Origin of the sequence: Pseudalkalibacillus berkeleyi, from assembly GCF_021608225.1 — a bacterium.
In the GTDB taxonomy this organism is placed as follows: Bacteria; Bacillota; Bacilli; order Bacillales; family Fictibacillaceae; genus Pseudalkalibacillus; species Pseudalkalibacillus berkeleyi.
Genome location: NZ_JAKIJS010000006.1, coordinates 22,485 through 40,227, shown reverse-complemented (window position 1 = coordinate 40,227; position 17,743 = coordinate 22,485). Strand labels below are relative to the sequence as shown.

The 17,743-nt window shown below is 39.8% G+C and carries 15 protein-coding genes and 2 tRNA genes; all 17 read right to left on the bottom strand.

The genetic code is table 11. The features are described from left to right. Positions 1–71: 71 nt before the first annotated feature. Positions 72–2,561: a stage II sporulation protein E gene (gene spoIIE, locus L2716_RS17965; RefSeq protein WP_236339154.1), complete on the bottom strand. Its 2,490-nt coding sequence runs from the start codon at positions 2,559–2,561 to the stop codon at positions 72–74. A gap of 470 nt (positions 2,562–3,031) precedes the next feature. Further along, a tRNA-Glu gene (locus tag L2716_RS17960) sits at positions 3,032–3,106 on the bottom strand. 227 nt (positions 3,107–3,333) lie between these two features. Beyond that, positions 3,334–3,410, bottom strand: a tRNA-Met gene (locus L2716_RS17955). Positions 3,411–3,725: 315 nt separating this feature from the next. Continuing rightward, positions 3,726–4,151: a S1 domain-containing RNA-binding protein gene (locus tag L2716_RS17950; RefSeq protein WP_236339152.1), complete on the bottom strand. Its 426-nt coding sequence runs from the start codon at positions 4,149–4,151 to the stop codon at positions 3,726–3,728. A gap of 73 nt (positions 4,152–4,224) precedes the next feature. Continuing rightward, a complete protein-coding gene (locus tag L2716_RS17945; protein ID WP_236339150.1) occupies positions 4,225–4,608 on the bottom strand; it encodes an FtsB family cell division protein in 384 nt (127 codons plus the stop codon). A 14-nt stretch (positions 4,609–4,622) separates the two neighbouring features. Continuing rightward, a complete protein-coding gene (gene yabQ / locus L2716_RS17940; protein ID WP_236339148.1) occupies positions 4,623–5,225 on the bottom strand; it encodes a spore cortex biosynthesis protein YabQ in 603 nt (200 codons plus the stop codon). Beyond that, complete coding sequence (gene yabP / locus L2716_RS17935) at positions 5,222–5,536, bottom strand: sporulation protein YabP (RefSeq protein ID WP_236339146.1); 315 nt, start codon at positions 5,534–5,536, stop codon at positions 5,222–5,224. Before yabP ends, yabQ begins: the two co-directional genes overlap by 4 nt. A gap of 272 nt (positions 5,537–5,808) precedes the next feature. After that, positions 5,809–6,069 carry an RNA-binding S4 domain-containing protein gene (locus L2716_RS17930; RefSeq protein ID WP_236339144.1) on the bottom strand — a complete coding sequence of 87 codons (261 nt, stop codon included), beginning with the start codon at positions 6,067–6,069 and terminating at the stop codon, positions 5,809–5,811. Continuing rightward, positions 6,070–6,342 (bottom strand): HU family DNA-binding protein, encoded by a 273-nt coding sequence (locus tag L2716_RS17925; RefSeq protein ID WP_236339142.1) that lies wholly within the window; start codon positions 6,340–6,342, stop codon positions 6,070–6,072. An 89-nt stretch (positions 6,343–6,431) separates the two neighbouring features. Next, complete coding sequence (gene yabN, locus L2716_RS17920; RefSeq protein WP_236339140.1) at positions 6,432–7,913, bottom strand: bifunctional methyltransferase/pyrophosphohydrolase YabN; 1,482 nt, start codon at positions 7,911–7,913, stop codon at positions 6,432–6,434. Then, the gene (locus L2716_RS17915; RefSeq protein WP_236339139.1) at positions 7,906–9,552 is read right to left on the bottom strand and encodes a putative polysaccharide biosynthesis protein; all 1,647 of its coding nucleotides are present in this window, start codon (positions 9,550–9,552) and stop codon (positions 7,906–7,908) included. Before L2716_RS17915 ends, yabN begins: the two co-directional genes overlap by 8 nt. 242 nt (positions 9,553–9,794) lie before the next feature. After that, a complete protein-coding gene (gene spoVT, locus L2716_RS17910; protein ID WP_236339137.1) occupies positions 9,795–10,331 on the bottom strand; it encodes a stage V sporulation protein T in 537 nt (178 codons plus the stop codon). 333 nt (positions 10,332–10,664) lie between these two features. Then, entirely contained in the window at positions 10,665–14,201 is a 3,537-nt protein-coding gene (gene mfd, locus L2716_RS17905) for a transcription-repair coupling factor (protein ID WP_236339135.1), read from the bottom strand. A gap of 270 nt (positions 14,202–14,471) precedes the next feature. Continuing rightward, positions 14,472–14,702 carry an anti-sigma-F factor Fin gene (gene fin, locus L2716_RS17900; RefSeq protein WP_236339132.1) on the bottom strand — a complete coding sequence of 77 codons (231 nt, stop codon included), beginning with the start codon at positions 14,700–14,702 and terminating at the stop codon, positions 14,472–14,474. Positions 14,703–14,761: 59 nt separating this feature from the next. Continuing rightward, entirely contained in the window at positions 14,762–15,322 is a 561-nt protein-coding gene (gene pth, locus L2716_RS17895) for an aminoacyl-tRNA hydrolase (RefSeq protein ID WP_236339230.1), read from the bottom strand. A 733-nt stretch (positions 15,323–16,055) separates the two neighbouring features. Then, positions 16,056–16,709 carry a 50S ribosomal protein L25/general stress protein Ctc gene (locus tag L2716_RS17890; protein WP_236339131.1) on the bottom strand — a complete coding sequence of 218 codons (654 nt, stop codon included), beginning with the start codon at positions 16,707–16,709 and terminating at the stop codon, positions 16,056–16,058. Positions 16,710–16,787: 78 nt separating this feature from the next. Then, a complete protein-coding gene (locus tag L2716_RS17885; RefSeq protein ID WP_236339128.1) occupies positions 16,788–17,738 on the bottom strand; it encodes a ribose-phosphate diphosphokinase in 951 nt (316 codons plus the stop codon). Positions 17,739–17,743: the final 5 nt, after the last annotated feature.

Below are 17,743 nucleotides of genomic sequence, written 5' to 3'. Positions count from 1 at the left end.
TTTGGTGAGTCTCGTATTATCATTCGCATATTGCTAGAATCTCCTTATCTTTCAATAAGCATTTAAATCAATTAAGCCTGTTTCTGCTCCCCCTTATTCTGATACCTGATCGTCGACCATTTAGGAATATTGCGGTTTAATTTCGTTACGACGACGGTCATATCATCATCAATATGACCACAATCTGTACGAATGACCTCTTCTAAAAGGAGGTCAGCTATCAGTTGAGGGTCATCAGAATGGATTTCTCGTATTTTACGCTTGATCCAAGCTTCTTTATTTTCTACATTCTTCGGACCTTCGAAAATACCATCGCTCATCATGATGAGGAAGTCTCCTGCTTTTAACTGATCACTCACCACCTCAACGTCAAACTCCTCAATAATGCCCATTGGTAGATTACTTGCTTCTATCATTCTGACTTGATCTGCTCGTTTAACGAAGCTTGGACTTGAACCGATCTTCAAAAATCGTACCGCGGCATCTTGGAGGTCAATCATTGCAAGATCTAATGTTGAAAAGATTTCATCAGTTGTCCTTAGTGAGAGAATTGAGTTAACAGACTTAATTGCTGTTGTTTCATCGATCCCCGACTGTAGGATTTGCTGCAAAAGCTTTAACGTCTCATTGCTCTCGAGATGAGCACGTTCCCCGTTCCCCATACCATCGCTAATCGCAACAGCGTACTTTCCAACTCCAAGCTCGATTGTCGAATGACTATCCCCAGACACCCAAGCGCCCCCTTTAGCTGCACTTGCGACACCTGTCTCAATCACAAAGTTTTGTGATGAACGGAAAACGACGTGGCAGTAACCGTTTGGATAAGCTGCGCATTCTTCATTTTTCACGACAATTGCTTCATCCAATATGTCTGATAATAATGGAGCAATTACCTTTTCGGCTTCTCCTCGTCCATTGCAGTATGGAATACTCATCTCGATGTCAATGCTACCCTTGTCTAGGTTATATATTTCAATGTTTCCAACCTCAAGTCCAATATCATCTAAAGCTAATTTCACTTGTTCTTCTTGTATTTGATGATTTTCTCTCTCACGTTGAATTTCTTTTGCGAAATTATCCATAACTTGCGATACACCATGGAGTTGTTCTGCAACAAGCCTTCTACTTTCCTTCACTTGCTGTTTCAGTTTGATGTTCGCATGATATTGACCGAGCTCATATTGGATCGTATCAATGACTTTCTTTGACCGCACGCAGTGTCGCTCCCAATCCTTTTGTAACCCTCGATCTTTCAATGTTCCATTCGGTGTCGTTTCGGTCATAATATTTGCCATGTAACCATACGTCTCTTCAAAGTTATTCACCCAACAATGTCGTTTCTTGAAGCAGTTTTGACATGTTTTTTCAGTGATATTACTCAAAAACATATCTAACTCTCGTTTCCCTTCTTCCTCCAACATCGTTGTAGCACTCGTATTTAAGAAACTATTCGATAAGGTTTGGAACAAATGAGAGAATTGCTCTACGCGGTTTGCTGTAACGTCCCTCACCTTGCGTAAATACTGTTGTTGTTCTTGGTTATATTCTTTCGTCCCGGGTATGTAGCGAGAGATTTTTGAAATAGCTTTGTTCGGCGTTAGAAGAAAGAGACCGACCGCTACGCAGGATTCGAGAAAACTATTGAAAAGCATGCCTGATTCATTGCCATAGAGTCCAATTAACATCGTTCCTATAAAGAGACCGACACCAACCCCCAATTTCTTCCCTTCTTTTAGGAGACCACCTAACAACCCCGAAAATGCGAGTAAACTCATTTGATAGAGACTCGCAATATTAGCAAGACCTAATATAAGACCTGTTACTACCCCTACTGTTGCGCCAATCGCAGTTCCACCGACAATAGCGAAGATTAACACGAGATAGCGTGACAAAATATGTTCAAGTGATAAATCGTATACTTGCCAACCGATCGTGCCTGTCATAACCGATGCGAGCAGGATAATAAAACATACAATCTCTTCATTTTTTAAGGAGTGTTGAATTTTCTTTATAGAAAGGAGAGGGATGCTTTGTAAGAAGATCAGCGTGAGTATACCGCTTAATCCCGCTTCTATTGCAACCATTAACATTGTCCCTGTAGTAATTGACTCTGAGGCAAAAGTTAGCAAACTCATCCGAGTTATGAAGCTTGCCGCTACAACCGTATACGGTAGGATTTTGAAACTTTGTTTTACTAGATTAGTAGTAATGGCATTTATAACGAAGAAGACGGCTAGGCCAACGGAGATGAACAACCCGGTTTTATCAAAGGTTGTTAATGCACCTGCTAACAATGCGATCGCTGCCACTCCTGCTCGCTCACGCTTTAATAATAAGACTGCACCAAAGAATGGAATGGCAAATGGAGATAATTCGGTAAGTATAAAGGCTCGTCCAAGTAAGAAGCCTGTACAAAATAACACTAAACTCCAATGCATGAGAACGCGCTGGACTCTCATGATTGCTTCTCTTGTATGCATGGAAATATTGTTTTTCAACCTTTCAACAAGAACAAACTTTCTCAGTATTTGGTTGCTATGGGCTCCAACCTTTTGCATCATTCCCCGCACCACCCGTTAATAGATTTGTGTTGTCTATTTAACCACATACCATTTTCATATTTTGTCAAAAGGTAAGGCGGAGGGAAAAAAACTTCTCGACGCGTTACGATGCCGAGCGTCAATATGATTCAATTTTTTAAATATCAAATAGGGATAGATACTTTGCCCTTATCCTTAGGGACGTCTATACGCACCCATTATTTGTAAGAGGTGAATTAGAAATGAGAATTATGGCGAAGGGACTACAGGATGGAAGAAAGTTTATATGATTCTACATAAATGGAGTCATATGTCGATGGGTTGACGCCTGCTCTGTAATATTTTCACCACTTATTTTGAGCATCACTAGAATATATGTTGGGATTAGGCATTTTGTATCTTCTTTCTATTAAAAACAAGAAGACTCTCAACCATTTTTCAGCACAAAAAAACTGTCCCTTACATGAAGGACAGTTACTCATTATATGTATTGGTGACCCCTACGGGATTCGAACCCGTGTTACCGCCGTGAAAGGGCGGTGTCTTAACCACTTGACCAAGGGGCCTAATTTATATTTATGATATAAGTAGAAATTCGACGTTTATCATTCGTTGCTCTTTTTAAAATCTTAAATTATAAGTTAAAAAGTAGACGAATCAGAAACTAGAAGTTCAAGGCACGATAAATTTGAGGATCGGAATGTATGTCGTTTATACATGAGAACCGGAAAATCAGAGTAACGTAGAAATTCGACGTTTATCATTCGTTGCTCTTTTTAAAATCCTATAAAAATGGTAGCGGCGGAGGGGATCGAACCCCCGACCTCACGGGTATGAACCGTACGCTCTAGCCAGCTGAGCTACACCGCCATAAACAATATGTTTTAAAGACACAACAAGAATAATACAAGATAATCAAAACCTAGTCAATAGTTTTTTTGGATTTGTTGGTGGCAAATAAAGAAAACTTGGCAAAGCCAAGCCTTGGCGTAGGGTGAGCCTTAGTTGCGCTTATACTTAATACAGGAATTTTCAATTACGTCGAGTAAATCTGAATCTGAAAAATTATATACCTTCTTAACGCATAAAAAAAGACTAACATCGCTGTCAGTCCTTCTTCTATTTTTGCTTGCATATTCCGATTAGAGCTGATTTTACTACAATCGGTAAGCAGCAGATGATGAATTACCCTCGGCGTGCACCGCGTCCTCCACGTTTTGATTCGGTTTGCCTTTTTATAGTGGATAAGCGATCTTCACTATCCTTCAAGAAACGATTCAACTTATCTTCAAATGAAACGACTTCATTTTGCTGTCTTCTAGGTTTGCCTCCCTTTCCACGAGGGCGGTCTGGCCTGCGATTCTGTCTTGGTGGTTGGTCTTTCGCTTTCTTGATTGAAAGTCCAATTTTGCCATCATTATCAACATTGATGACCTTTACCTCAACTTCATCTCCGACAGTTAGGTGTTCGTTAATGTCCTTGACATAATTATCGGCAACCTCACTAATGTGGACTAAACCGGTGATACCATCTGGCAGCTCGACAAATGCTCCAAAATGGGTAATGCCTGTTACTTTTCCCTTCAATTTGCTGCCTACTTCAATTGTCATTGTAAAAATTGCTCCTCCTTAAAAAGATGAATAAATCAAATTTACTTTATTATACATGCCCCAAAATATATGGTCAACGAGACTCCTCTTTCTTTTTAGGAAGTTTGAAGATCGTTTCCCCAGGTTTGGACATATTATAATCTCTTCTTGCTACCTCACCAATATAATCTGGGTCTTGTAGTTTATTCACTTCTTCGCTTAGTTGTGATTTTTCTTGTTTAACTTCTTCTAGACGCTTTTCTACTTTTTGTCGTTCTTCCTTCTTTTCTGCAATGACAGTAGATTGTGAGGTAAGTGTGGAAATCATGACGGTAAACATGATGACAACCAGTACACCGAAAACCACTAAACGCCTGTAAAGCCCTTTCTTTCTACGATGTGCACGTTCCTGTTTTTTTCGTTCCTGATTCATGATGTTTTCGTTTAACGCTGTTACCTTGTCATTTCGTTGGACCATCTTGAGCCCCCTTTTTACCTTTTGAATTTCCCTATCCAGTCTTTCACTTTATTCGTTGGCTTCTTCCATATTCCTGCTTTTCCCTTTAGTTTTGTTAGCATTTTCGCTTGAATCCTTTTCAAAACTTTTTGAAGAAGGAAAACACCGATGATTTTAAAGGGGAAGAGAAGAATACCTAAAATGAATAGAAGGACAGATGATAGCAGTCTACCTATCATTTTACTCAAGGTAAGAAGGAGATTCAATATGACTTTTATGGGATGGATGACAAAAGTGGAAACTAATTTCTTAATCATTCTTGTCACCCCTACGAAAAATGTAATCAAGTACTCCAATAATTTTTTGTAGCCTCTTTGCAATAAACTTTGATAACAGGCAAATCCACAAAGTAATGCTAGAAAAATAATGACGCGTACTTCACCGTGATTCACTTGTAGTAATACATAGAAAATGAGAAGAGCTTGTAAGACCCAGAAGACGATATCATTTACAAACCTTAACCAGTTCCACTTCTTGTCCCTAGGCTGGAATCTGTGATACGTGTCAAGGGCTGCTCCAATCCAAATCCCACTTCCGATCATCGCCAGGATCGTATAGAATTGGACGGTCAAGCTCATTTGAACAGCTTGCTAAAAAAACCTTTAGCTTTTTCCCCTTGTTGCTGATCTAAATAAACAAGGTCGTACACCTTTCCCTCAATTGAAACTAATCCTTGTTCTAGGTTTAGGTTCTTCATCTTTAAGTTGTAGCCTCTAACTGCGAGGAATCCCATTGAGGTTTCCAGCAAAAATTCCTCATTATCAAAGCTTTCTACTTGCTTCACACCTGTTATATCAAGTGCTTTCCTACCTCTCATCTTGACATCATGATCCGGTGCTGTTTCAGGTTTATTGTAATTGGAACCATTATAATCGTAGTACGAATCCATGTGCTCCCCTCCAAACATAGTTTGTACAAATGTATGAGCACACAGGATTAAATAGAACAAGCTTTAATTGTCGGTATCCAATGACATCCGAGCTACCTTGGCGATTCCTCTTTTCTAACAAACCAAAAAAGATTGACCTCCAGCTGTTCGGTCGCCACTACCACACCATTTTTGCAAAATGATAAAGTAATGAAGACCGACATTTCTGTAAGTCAATCTTTCTTTTAAATTAACCCCGTTTTATTCGAGAATGTCTTACTCGCTCCACGCAGTTACTCGTTAACACGTTCCTCACTAACGAGTGAATACATAGATGCTGCATCCTCTTTCTTGGTTGTCTCTTTTAAATCTTCCACTTTGACCGTAACAATCTTTTGTCCAAACCGGATTTTCAGTTCATCTCCCGGTTGGATAACTGAGGACGCTTTACCAGCGTTCCCGTTTATTAAGATTCTCCCTTGATCCGATATCTCTTTCGCTACGGTGCGTCGTTTAATCAAGCGAGAAACTTTCAAAAATTTATCGAGACGCATTTACTTTACAGCGTCTTTCAACTTGTTTCCGGCACGGAATGCAGGAACAGTTGATGCTGGAATGTCGATAGACTCACCAGTTTGTGGGTTACGGCCCGTACGGCTTGAGCGTTCACGAGTTTCAAAAGTTCCAAATCCAACAAATTGTACTTTGTCGCCTTCTTTTAGTGCATCTGTAATTTCAGTAAGCAATCCGTTCACAACTGCTTCTACGTCTTTTTTCGTTAGACCTTCTTTTTCAGAAATATTGTTGATTAGATCATTTTTATTCATTGTATGTACCTCCTATTATTCTTACCTTGTTTGATAGACAGATTCGCACATGAAGCAACATCTCTGTCCATTCCACAGAATAAAATTCTCTATTCTCCTAGAGAATCCTTCTTTTTTGACATATTTTTTGCTTGTTCCCACAAAACGTCCATGTCCTCGAGCGTTACTTGGTCAAAAGGGACACCTTTCTCTTGAAGCGAATCCTCAATGTACCGAAATCGGTTGAAAAATTTGTGATTCGTACGATTGAGAGCAAGCTCAGGGTCAATCCCATAATAACGGCATAGATTAACGAGTGCAAACAAACAGTCCCCGAATTCATTTTCCATTTCGCTTTCATCTTGCTTTTGGACGGCTTGTTGGAATTCGTTTAGTTCTTCTTTAATTTTAGCTAAAATCGGTTCAACTTCATCCCAATCAAACCCTACTTTCGCAGCTTTCTTCTGAAGTTTCTCAGCTCTAATTAAGGCAGGATATCGGTCGGTCCCATCCAGAACGGATGCCGCATTCTTTCCACCTTTTTCAGTTTTCTTAATCTCATCCCAAGTTTTCTTCACTTCCTCAGCTGTGTCTAGAGAATCATCCCCAAACACGTGCGGGTGACGGCGGATCATTTTTTCAGTTAAAGCTTGTATGACATCTTCTATTGAGAAATAGCCTTCGTCTTCACCGATCTGGGCATGGAGCATGACTTGAAGAAGGACATCCCCTAGTTCATCGGTCAGGTGATCATCGTCTTGCTCATCAATCGCTTCGATCACTTCATACGCTTCTTCAAGCAAATATTTACGCAAGCTCTCATGCGTTTGTTTCTTATCCCATGGACATCCATTAGGACCTCTGAGTGTCCGGATGACATGGCGTAACTGATTAAATTCTCGCGTTAATTTACCCTCGTCTTTTATAGGCTCAACATAAAGTGCCGTTAAGTTATGTAGTTCGACGTGACGATCCAACTCGTATAATTGCACAGATACGATGCTCTCATTGTTTGAGCCTGCAGCTGTGACAACATGAACAGGATGGTCATCTGGGTATCGCTCCATCAGAGTCAATTTCACATGCGAAGCAACGAATGAATCATAAACTTGACCGATGATGACGTGTTGCTGTAAATTCATTTGCTCCATGGTAAGGTTGGTACCATCGAGCAGTTGAAACCCATCAATCGGGTCAATTTGAACTGCTTGAAACATCGCATCTAGAAAGCTTTGTCCACCCTGGAACTCGACCTTCGTGTCATGCTCATCTTGTCCATGAATCAGTAATTGCACGGTTTGTTCTGCAACTAACGGATGTCCTGGAACCGCATATACGATATCCTTTTTCTTCGCTTCTTCCCATAGCTTGTTTGCGATTTCTTGATAAACATCTTCAAATTCTGATTTTTGCTCATAAAGTTTGTCGAAGCTTTCAAATGTTAACCCTTCAAGCTCTAATTCTTTCACAACAGGATGCTCTTTCGTCCGCAAAAAGACGTGCGATGACGCTTTAATTCGCTTATAAACACCTAGCGGGATTTGATCAAGATCACCTGCACCTAAACCAATCACTGTAATCGTATTACCCATTCTCACCTCTCCTATCTCTGTAGAACCATTTAATTAAGTATTCGCCCTTCGGTAGCATCCGAAGTTCGTCTCGGTTCCAAACATTTTGATACATAAGTACCAGTAAATAAACAGCAGCACCTATTCCCGCACTTGATAACGCAATAACCCCGGCAACTAATCGTTCATTACCTGACTGAAAGAGTAACAAGGATTCTTTCCATAGAAATGTACTGACTGCCATTAAAATCAAGGCAAATACAACTTTCAAACTAGAAAATCGATGGACTTGAAATACATTGGTCAGCTTTTGGACCATCATTAAGTTACAAATCGCAACAAAGGCGGCACTCATTACAGTCGTAATTGCGGCCCCGGTAATGCCGAAATGAGGAATGAACCATAAGTTCAACAGCCCTTTAATTCCTAGTGAAATTAAGATGAAAAGTACAGGAAAACTAATTTTTCCAAGCCCTTGTAGAATCGCTGAAGACGTAATCGCAATCGATCCAAATAAGATCGCCACCCCGAGAATACCAAGAGCTAAAGAACCATTTTGATCCTCATATAAGAACACATTCGTCGGTTCAATAATGACTGCTAATCCAATCGCAGCAGCACCACCAACGATGAAGCTAAATTTTAATGACTGACCAGCAAACTCAATGACTCGCTTTCGATCATTACTTTGATTCGCTTTCGCAATGAATGGAATAAGCGGTAAAGCCATTGCAGTCGCCAAAACCGTTCCTAATTGCAGTAATGGCTGGCCCCGGTCAAATACACCTTTACTCACTTTTGCATCTAAAGAATCCATACCGCTTGATTGCAGTCCAGGAACAACTTGTAAAGCGTCAACAAGCTGAAACAATGCAAACATCACGGCTGTAATACATATCGCAAGTCCACCTTTTAAAATGGTTCCAATCAATGCAGTTGACTGACGAATTGGCAGAAAATGAATCCCCAATATAGGTTTTGATTGTTTCTTCAAAAATAAACCTAATATAAAGATAGCAACTACACTACCGGCTAAACCTCCAAATACAGCCCCACTTCCTACTAAATAGCGATCGGCTCCGTTCGTGACGAGATAAATCGTAAAAATTAAAATAAGACCTACTCTAATCATTTGTTCTGCAATTTGAGAGACAGCTGTCGGTGTCATATCTTTTTCACCTTGGTAGTATCCTCTCATTACAGATAAAAACGGAACAAATAGAAAAGAAAAAGAGGCCATCCTTAACGGTCCAACGAGCATCGGATCGTTCATACCTTTCGCAATGTGATCCGCAGAATGGTACAAGATGAGAAAGACAATTACAAAAAAAGTACACAAACCAACAAACGTTGTCGTTAGTGCGTCTCTTGCTTGTCTCCCCTCATTTTCAGAAATGATTTTAGATATAATGAGCGGAAAACCATATAAACTTAATGCAAATGCTATCGCATAGAATGGATATACTTGTTGATACACATATAATCCAAGGTCACCAGCGATATTTTGAAAAGGAATCCGATAAAAGGCACTTAACACTTTGACAATCAATGCAGCGCCAGATATGACAAGTGTTCCTCTCCAAAACGTTTTCTGTACATCCGTTTGATCTAACATTGTGACACCGCCTAAATCGATAAAGAACACATATACTTTATTCATAAACCTACAAGAAATCTAAAGTATTGCCTAAAAAAGCTTTTTTTAAGTACAATAATAGCCCCATTATATCACGAGTGATATGAAATAAAGAGGCTACACAATTACAAACGGTTATTCAGAACACCTGGCGATCGCTGTGACTTGAGGTATTTATTTCGGCTTCACGTATCCTTATGAAAAGCCAAAAAAAATAGAGCTTCCAGAAAATCAGTGTTCACTGACTTTTTGGACAGCCCCTTCACTTATTGCTCCATTTGTTTCGCTAAAAATCCTGCAGCTGTTTCAGATAACTTTTGTTCAATGTCCCCAATAGGCTTGTCCGTTTTTGAAAGAAGCACTACCGAACCAATGGGATCCCCATTTGCTATGATTGGAGCTATGACATGAGATACAGGCTCATTGTTACCATCAATAATCTCTACACTTGTTGCTTGCGTTGAGACAACCGTTTTCCTGTCATTCATCGAGTTTTCAATCAATTTACCGATGTTCTTATTCATGTACTCCTTTTTGCCTCCACCAGCCACCGCGATAAAAGAATCACGATCAGAAATCAACGCGATATGTTGAGTGTGCTCATATAATGACTCTGCATATTCTTGAGCAAAATCTCCAAGCTCACTGATGGGAGAGTATTTCTTAAGTATGACTTCCCCTTCGCGGTCTACGAAAATTTCAAGAGGATCCCCCTCACGAATACGTAAGGTTCTTCTAATTTCCTTAGGGATGACGACCCGTCCAAGATCATCAATGCGACGTACGATACCTGTGGCTTTCATTCTTTGTTGTCCTCACTTTCTATCGTTGCAAGATAATGGAGATACAATAGCATTCTTGGTATGAATGAATAAATATACCATTCATTTTCCTTTAGTATCCGTACGTTCACTTAATCTATTCACCAAAAACGGAAAATTCTTCATAAAAATGAAAGAAAAGCGCACAGGATGTACTGACTTCGATGTTCACCACAGGAGGTGGTTCTTAGTCGAACATCCTTACTCATAGTCGAATAACTATTGTCACAGGTAGTTGTGGGGACTCGCCTGGATCGCTTATCCCGCAGGACTTACAAATAAAAAAAGCAGGTATCAACCTGCCTTTTTTACATTTTATGCTTGTACCGCTTCCTTCTTCGCTTGTGGAACTTTCTCAAGGACATCTTCAATCGTTTGAAGAATTTGTTCATCTGTCATTTTTCTATGGTTAATAAGTACTTTGATTTGTTCTTGTGTCATCCCCAAGTTAACATGACGACCAATTTTGTTGACGATATCAAATAACTTGCTGCCATCTATGTTCAATGTCGTTTCCTTTGAGAAGAGCATTTGAATTTGTTTATTTTTCAATTGTTCGATTTTCTCTACCTTCTCTACTTGCGCGTATAGCTTGATTCTTGCAACCGCAAATAAATTCGCTACTTGATCTGGATAGTCTCCAAATCTGTCGACCATTTCATCATTAAGGTCGAATATGTCATCAAAGCTCTCGATTCCTTTGAAACGTTTGTACATATCAATTTTCTGCTTTTCATCTTGAATATATGATGCTGGAATATAAGCGTCGACATTCAAATCAAGTTCGAGTTCAATTTCCTTCTTCTTCGGTTTGTCACCTTTACGTTCTTCAATTGCTTCTTTGAGCATTTGAGAATATAAGTCGAATCCGACGGAATCAATAAATCCATGCTGTTGTGCACCTAATAAATTACCCGCACCACGAATAGATAGGTCTCGCATTGCAATTTTAAATCCTGAGCCTAACTCTGTAAATTCCTTGATGGCTTGCAGACGTTTCTCAGCGACCTCCGTAAGTACCTTGTCACGCTGATACATGAAATACGAATAGGCTACACGATTTGACCGGCCTACACGACCGCGTAACTGATACAACTGAGATAAGCCCATCTTATCGGCATCATTTACGATCAACGTGTTAACGTTCGGTATATCTACACCCGTTTCAATGATGGTCGTACTTACGAGTACATCGAAATTACCATCTAAGAAATCAATCATGACTGATTCAAGCTCATTTTCACGCATTTGTCCATGCGCAAATGCCACACGAGCATCAGGAACAAGCTGCGAAATTTCCTCTGTCATTCGTTCTATTGATTCAACTTTATTATAGAGAAAGTACACCTGCCCTCCTCTAGAAAGTTCACGCTCTATCGCTTCTCGAATGGTGCCACCACTATATTCAACAACATACGTTTGCACCGGGAATCGATTTTCTGGTGGTGTCTCGATTACAGATAAATCACGAACACCAAGCATAGACATATGCAACGTTCTCGGGATAGGTGTAGCTGTAAGCGTAAGGACATCTACGTTCGTTTTCATTTGTTTAATCTTTTCTTTGTGCGTGACACCAAAGCGTTGCTCTTCATCAATAATTAACAAACCAAGATCCTTAAATTGAATGTCCTTTGAGAGGATCCGGTGTGTGCCAACCACAATGTCGACAGTTCCTGCTTTTAAGCTTTTCATCGTCTCTGTCTGCTCTTTTCTCGTTCTGAACCGACTTAATGATTTGATCGTAATCGGAAATTCGGAGAATCTTTCTTGGAATGTTTCGTAATGTTGTTGCGCCAAAATTGTCGTTGGAACAAGGAATGCCACTTGTTTACCATCATTAATCGCCTTAAATGCAGCACGAATAGCAACTTCCGTTTTCCCATATCCAACGTCACCGCACAATAGTCGGTCCATCGGTCTTTCTTTTTCCATGTCTTGTTTAATTTCTTCAATTGCCCGGAGTTGATCCTCTGTTTCCTGATAGGTAAATGCACTTTCAAAGTCTTGCTGCATTCCACCATCCTTTGAAAATGCATGCCCTTTTGAGGCTTCTCGTTCGGCGTACAGTTTAATCAAATCATCGGCAATATCTTGAACAGAAGACTGCACCCTGCTCTTGACCTTCTTCCACTCACTACCGCCAAGCTTATATACTTTTGGTTCTTTCCCTTCTGAACCTACGAACTTTTGTACTTGATCGATTTGTTCGACGGGGACATAGAGCTTATCATCCCCAGCATATTTCAAATGTATATAATCTTTATGGACGCCATTAATGTCCAGGGTCTCGATCCCAAGATATTTACCAATACCATGATTAATATGAACGACGTAATCGCCGACCTTTAATTCAGAATAACTTTTGATACGCTCAGCATTAGAGACCTTTTGTGGTCTTCTCGTCTTTCGCGTTTTCTTTGTAAAAACCTCATTTTCAGTTAGGACGACAAGCTTTCTCATCGGTAATTCAAATCCACCATTTAAATCTCCGATGATAATATGGTTTTTCCCTGGTGTTAGAGGTGTGGTCTCATCTACGAAACTTGATTCAATATTGTAATCTTCAAGGACACGTTCTAGCCTTTTCGCTCGATCTTGATCTGCTGCTAAGAAAACGATAGCATCCTTACTATTGTGCCATCTTTGTATTTCAGATTGCAGTACGTTTAATTGTCCATGGAAATTCTGCATGGCCTTACAATTCATATTGATAATATTTTGGGGATTGGTGTGAGGTACATGTCTTAAAAATAATGAAAGGTATAAGAACAATAAGTTCGGACGGTTCACCAATTCCTCATACTTGTGACTTAACGTAAGACCAGACAACATTTCTCCCTGGTTCAACAAGGTTGTGTGCCACTCTGCTTCTTGTTTTTCCAAATTTGAAGATGTTTCTTGCACTCGACTGATTTCATCCACGACAACGAGTGTGTTATCCGGTAAATAGTCTAGTAAACTAGCTGGCTGATCGTAATAGCAAGAGATATATTTGTACATGCCTTGAAATGTTTGTTTTTGTTTCAGCTGTTCAAGTTCGTATCCGATATGTTCGGTTAGCTTCTCTTTCACACCACTATCTTTTATTTTCTGAAGAGACCTAGATAGTCCAAGTTCGACATTTTGTACAGCTTGATCAAAATGTTCCGGGAAAAGGATAATTTCTTCTGCTGGGCCTACCTTTATTTCTTGTAATTGATCAGCAGAACGTTGCGTTTCAACGTCGAAATATCTAATCGAATCGACTTCAGTATCGAAGAGCTCAATTCTAAGTGGCTGTGACTCGGTCAGAGGGAATATATCAACAATTCCCCCACGAATGCTAAATTCGCCTGGGCTTGTGATCATATCTGAACGTTCATATCCCATTGCAACTAACTTGTTCTTCACCTGATCCAGATCTATATCCGTTCCCACTTGAAGTGTAAATTGGCTGGCACTCCAAACATGTGGGGGTGGAATCATTCGTCTTAAACCAGCAATAGGTGTAATGATAATGTTCCCTCTGCCGTGTCCTGATAGCTGATTTAATACGTCAATTCTTTGAGACTTTAATTCAGGACTTGCGATGGCAATTTCTGCTGAAGTTAGTTCATTTACTGGATAGAGGTGCACCTTCTCCTCTCCTACCAATGAAACGAGGTCTTCATAAAGCTTCTGAGCTTGAAATAAATTATGCGTGACCACGAGCTGAGAACGATCATCTGCTCTGTTTAAACAAGCCATCAATAACGTTCTAGAAGAGTTGGATAAACCTGAAACGAGTTGTTCGCTGAGCCCTTCAGACATGCCTGTAATCAGGGATTGAAAATCGTCATTATCACAAAAATAGTTCAATAAACCTTGCATTGCATAATCTCCCTCCCTGTAGGAATGGGCGTAATAATTTCCCATCTATTAAATCTTGTTGCCTATATTATTCTTGAAATATGCAATTCTTTGTATAAATCAATCGTGTATTTCTATGATCAAGGCTGTTTCGTATACATAGTAGCTTTTGTAAAAGATTGTTGAATGCCATGATTCCCTATAGAAATAACCTTTTAGAGATGAGCCATTATCATTAAACTGCTACTCATTCAGACAGCAAAAAATGCCTTGGTTACAAAACCAAAGCTGTTACTGTATGAATGTATCCAGTGCGTGGTAATCTGGGTTTTTATTTAGCATCTCATAACAGTCCTCACATATAGATTTCACATAAACATGTCCATCGTCATCATAAGATACGTATTCTTCTCTTTCTTGGTCTGTTAGTTGATCTAAACCTAAGTTTGTCGTCGCAACGGAAGATACATCTAGCTTTCCGATGTGGACATTACAATGCTTGCATGCATAATAGACTGACATCTTACGCCTCCTTAGTGACATAACATACTACCATTATGGTCCCTAAAGGGCTTTTCTATTCATCCATTAAAACGGTTCATAACTTGCGAAAATGGTGTATCTGCCCAGTTTTCACAAGCATCTGCTGAGCGTTTTAGTGCTTCATTAATGTTTGCTTGTTGGTCTGGTTTAAATGTTTTCAACACATAGTCAGGAACAGCTTCTCCTGGTTCTGGCCGACCAATGCCAATACGAATTCGTTTAAAGTCTTGACTACCTAAATGCTGTATGATGGATTTCATTCCATTATGTCCACCAGCACTTCCCTTTTCACGTAATCTTAGCTTACCCGGGACTAAGTCGAGATCATCATAAATGACAAGTAAATCTTCCCGTTCAACCTTATAATACTTCATAAGAGGTACGACAGAATCTCCTGAACGGTTCATGTAGGTCAAAGGCTTTAATAAACATAGTTTATGTCCATTCACTTCACCTATGCCATACAATCCATTGAACTTCTGTTTGTTCAGTGGGATGGAGAGGGATTCTGAAAGTTGATCAATGACCTTGAACCCTACATTATGTCGTGTTTCTTCATATTTGCTACCTGGATTTCCTAGACCTGCAATGACTTTCATTTCCTCATAACCTTCCTTTTCAAACAGCTGCTTAATTCTATTCAGCATATACAAATAACTCCTCATATCAACTTTCTTATTCTATTCCAGATGAAACCGCTCCATCCTCCCAAGAAATTAGAAAAGCTTAAGCACCCCGATTAGACACGAAGGTCACTGGAAGACCGACGAGGAGGCTGTCGCCGCCGCAGGAGGTCTGAAGTGATCCAAGTGTCTGGGTGCTGAAGCTAGACAATAGAAAAGCGGAATCGCCTTGTTAGCTCCGATGGTCACTGGAAATCCGACGAGGAGGCTGTCGCCGCCGCAGGAGGATTGAAGTGATCCAATGATTGACCGTCCCATTATAACATAAAGAAAACTTAGCGAACCCAAGCCATAGCGCAGGGTGAGCTTTAGTTGCACTTATACTTATTTCTGAAATTTTCCACTACGTCGAGCTAACTGGAATCTGAAAATTTATAAGTTTAACGTATAAAGAAAACTTAGCGAACCCAAGCCATAGCGCAGGATGAGCTTTAGTTGCACTTATACTTATTTCTGAAATTTTCCACTACGTCGAGCTAACTGGAACCTGAAAATTTATAGATTAACGTATAAAGAAAACTTAGCGAATCCAAGCCATAGCGCAGGGTGAGCTTTAGTTGCACTTATACTTATTTCTGAAATTTCTTAACGTATTAAAGAGGCGTAACCTAAATGGCTACGCCTCTGTATAAGACTATAATAGCTCTTATTATTCTTTGTTGTCTTCTTCATTGTTGTCATCGGAATCATCTGATTCCTTGTCACTGAGCACCTCAGGTTCTTGCTCTTCATCATCTGCCACTTCTTCTTCAGGCTCTTCCGTAGGAGGTGCAACTGATACGACAACCTCTTCCGGATCGGAAAGAATGTTGTAAGAAGAATTTTCGATAAGATCAGCTACAGTAAATGCGTCACTAATATTCAATTCTTCAACGTTCACTTCAAATTCACTTGGAATTTCAGCAGGTAACGCTCGAACCGTAATGGTATGAAGGAAGTGCTGTAATACGCCACCTTCCTTAGCACCAGCAGGTTCACCAACTAAGTGTACTGGAACTTCTGCGTCTGTTTCTTCATTAAGATTAATTTCTCTAAAATCAACGTGAATAAGTAAATCTTTCAAATGGTCGATTTGAAGATCTTGAACCATTGCAGAATGTTTCTTATTATCAATTGAAAGATTGATTACTGAATTAATACCATTATCACGAATGGATTTAATGAAATTAATTCTGTCTAAATAAATTGGCTTACTGTCACCATTCCCGTAGAAGACTGCTGGAACATTGCCTTCCTCACGTAACTTCCTTGTAGTAGAACGACTAAAATCATCTCTTACTTTTACATCTAAATCGATAGCCATAACGAAATCACCTTCCTGTCAGTTACTATTTTAGAAATATACCCGAAATCAGATAGGTTCAAACATTACATCAAAAACTTAGTCGAAAAGTTTACTTACAGATTGTTGTTCGTGAACTCGGATGATCGCCTCACCTAGTAGCGGAGCAACCGATAATTGTGTCAGCTTATCAATGAATTTTTCTTCTGGTAATTCAATCGTGTTTGTTACGACAAGCTCTTTAATCTTAGAATTTTGAATCCGTTCTATTGCAGGTCCTGAAAGGACAGGATGAGAACAACATGCATATACTTCTGTTGCACCATTTTCAATCAATGCATTAGCCGCAAGCGTAATCGTACCAGCAGTATCAATGATATCATCAATCAAAATCGCTGTCTTTCCTTCGATGTTACCTACAATGTTCATCACTTCCGATACGTTAGGACGTGGACGTCGCTTATCAATAATTGCAATTGGCGCTTTTAGTCGATCTGCCATTTTTCTTGCACGCGTCACGCCTCCGTGATCTGGAGATACAACGACGATGTCGTCTAAATTCTTACTTTCGAAATAATTGGCTAATGTCGGTACAGCCAATAGTTGGTCAACTGGAATATCGAAGAATCCTTGGATTTGCGGGGCATGTAAATCCATTGAAATCACACGTGTAGCACCTGCTGTTTCTAGTAAGTTTGCAACAAGCTTTGCCGTAATTGGCTCTCTTGATCGTGCTTTTCGGTCTTGTCTAGCGTATCCATAATACGGAATGACAACATTGATGGTTTTTGCGGACGCTCGTTTAAGCGCGTCAATCATGATTAGGAGCTCCATCAAGTTTTCGTTAACTGGGGATGAAGTGGATTGAATAACATAAACCTCTCCTCCACGGATGCTCTCCTCAATATTGATTTGGATTTCACCATCGCTAAATCTTTGTACTGAACATTTACCCATATGAACACCGATATGTTCCGTTATTTCTTCTGCCAATCCCTCATTAGAATTTAGCGAAAAGACTTTAAGTTTGGAATTCTCATACTTGGACACGCTTA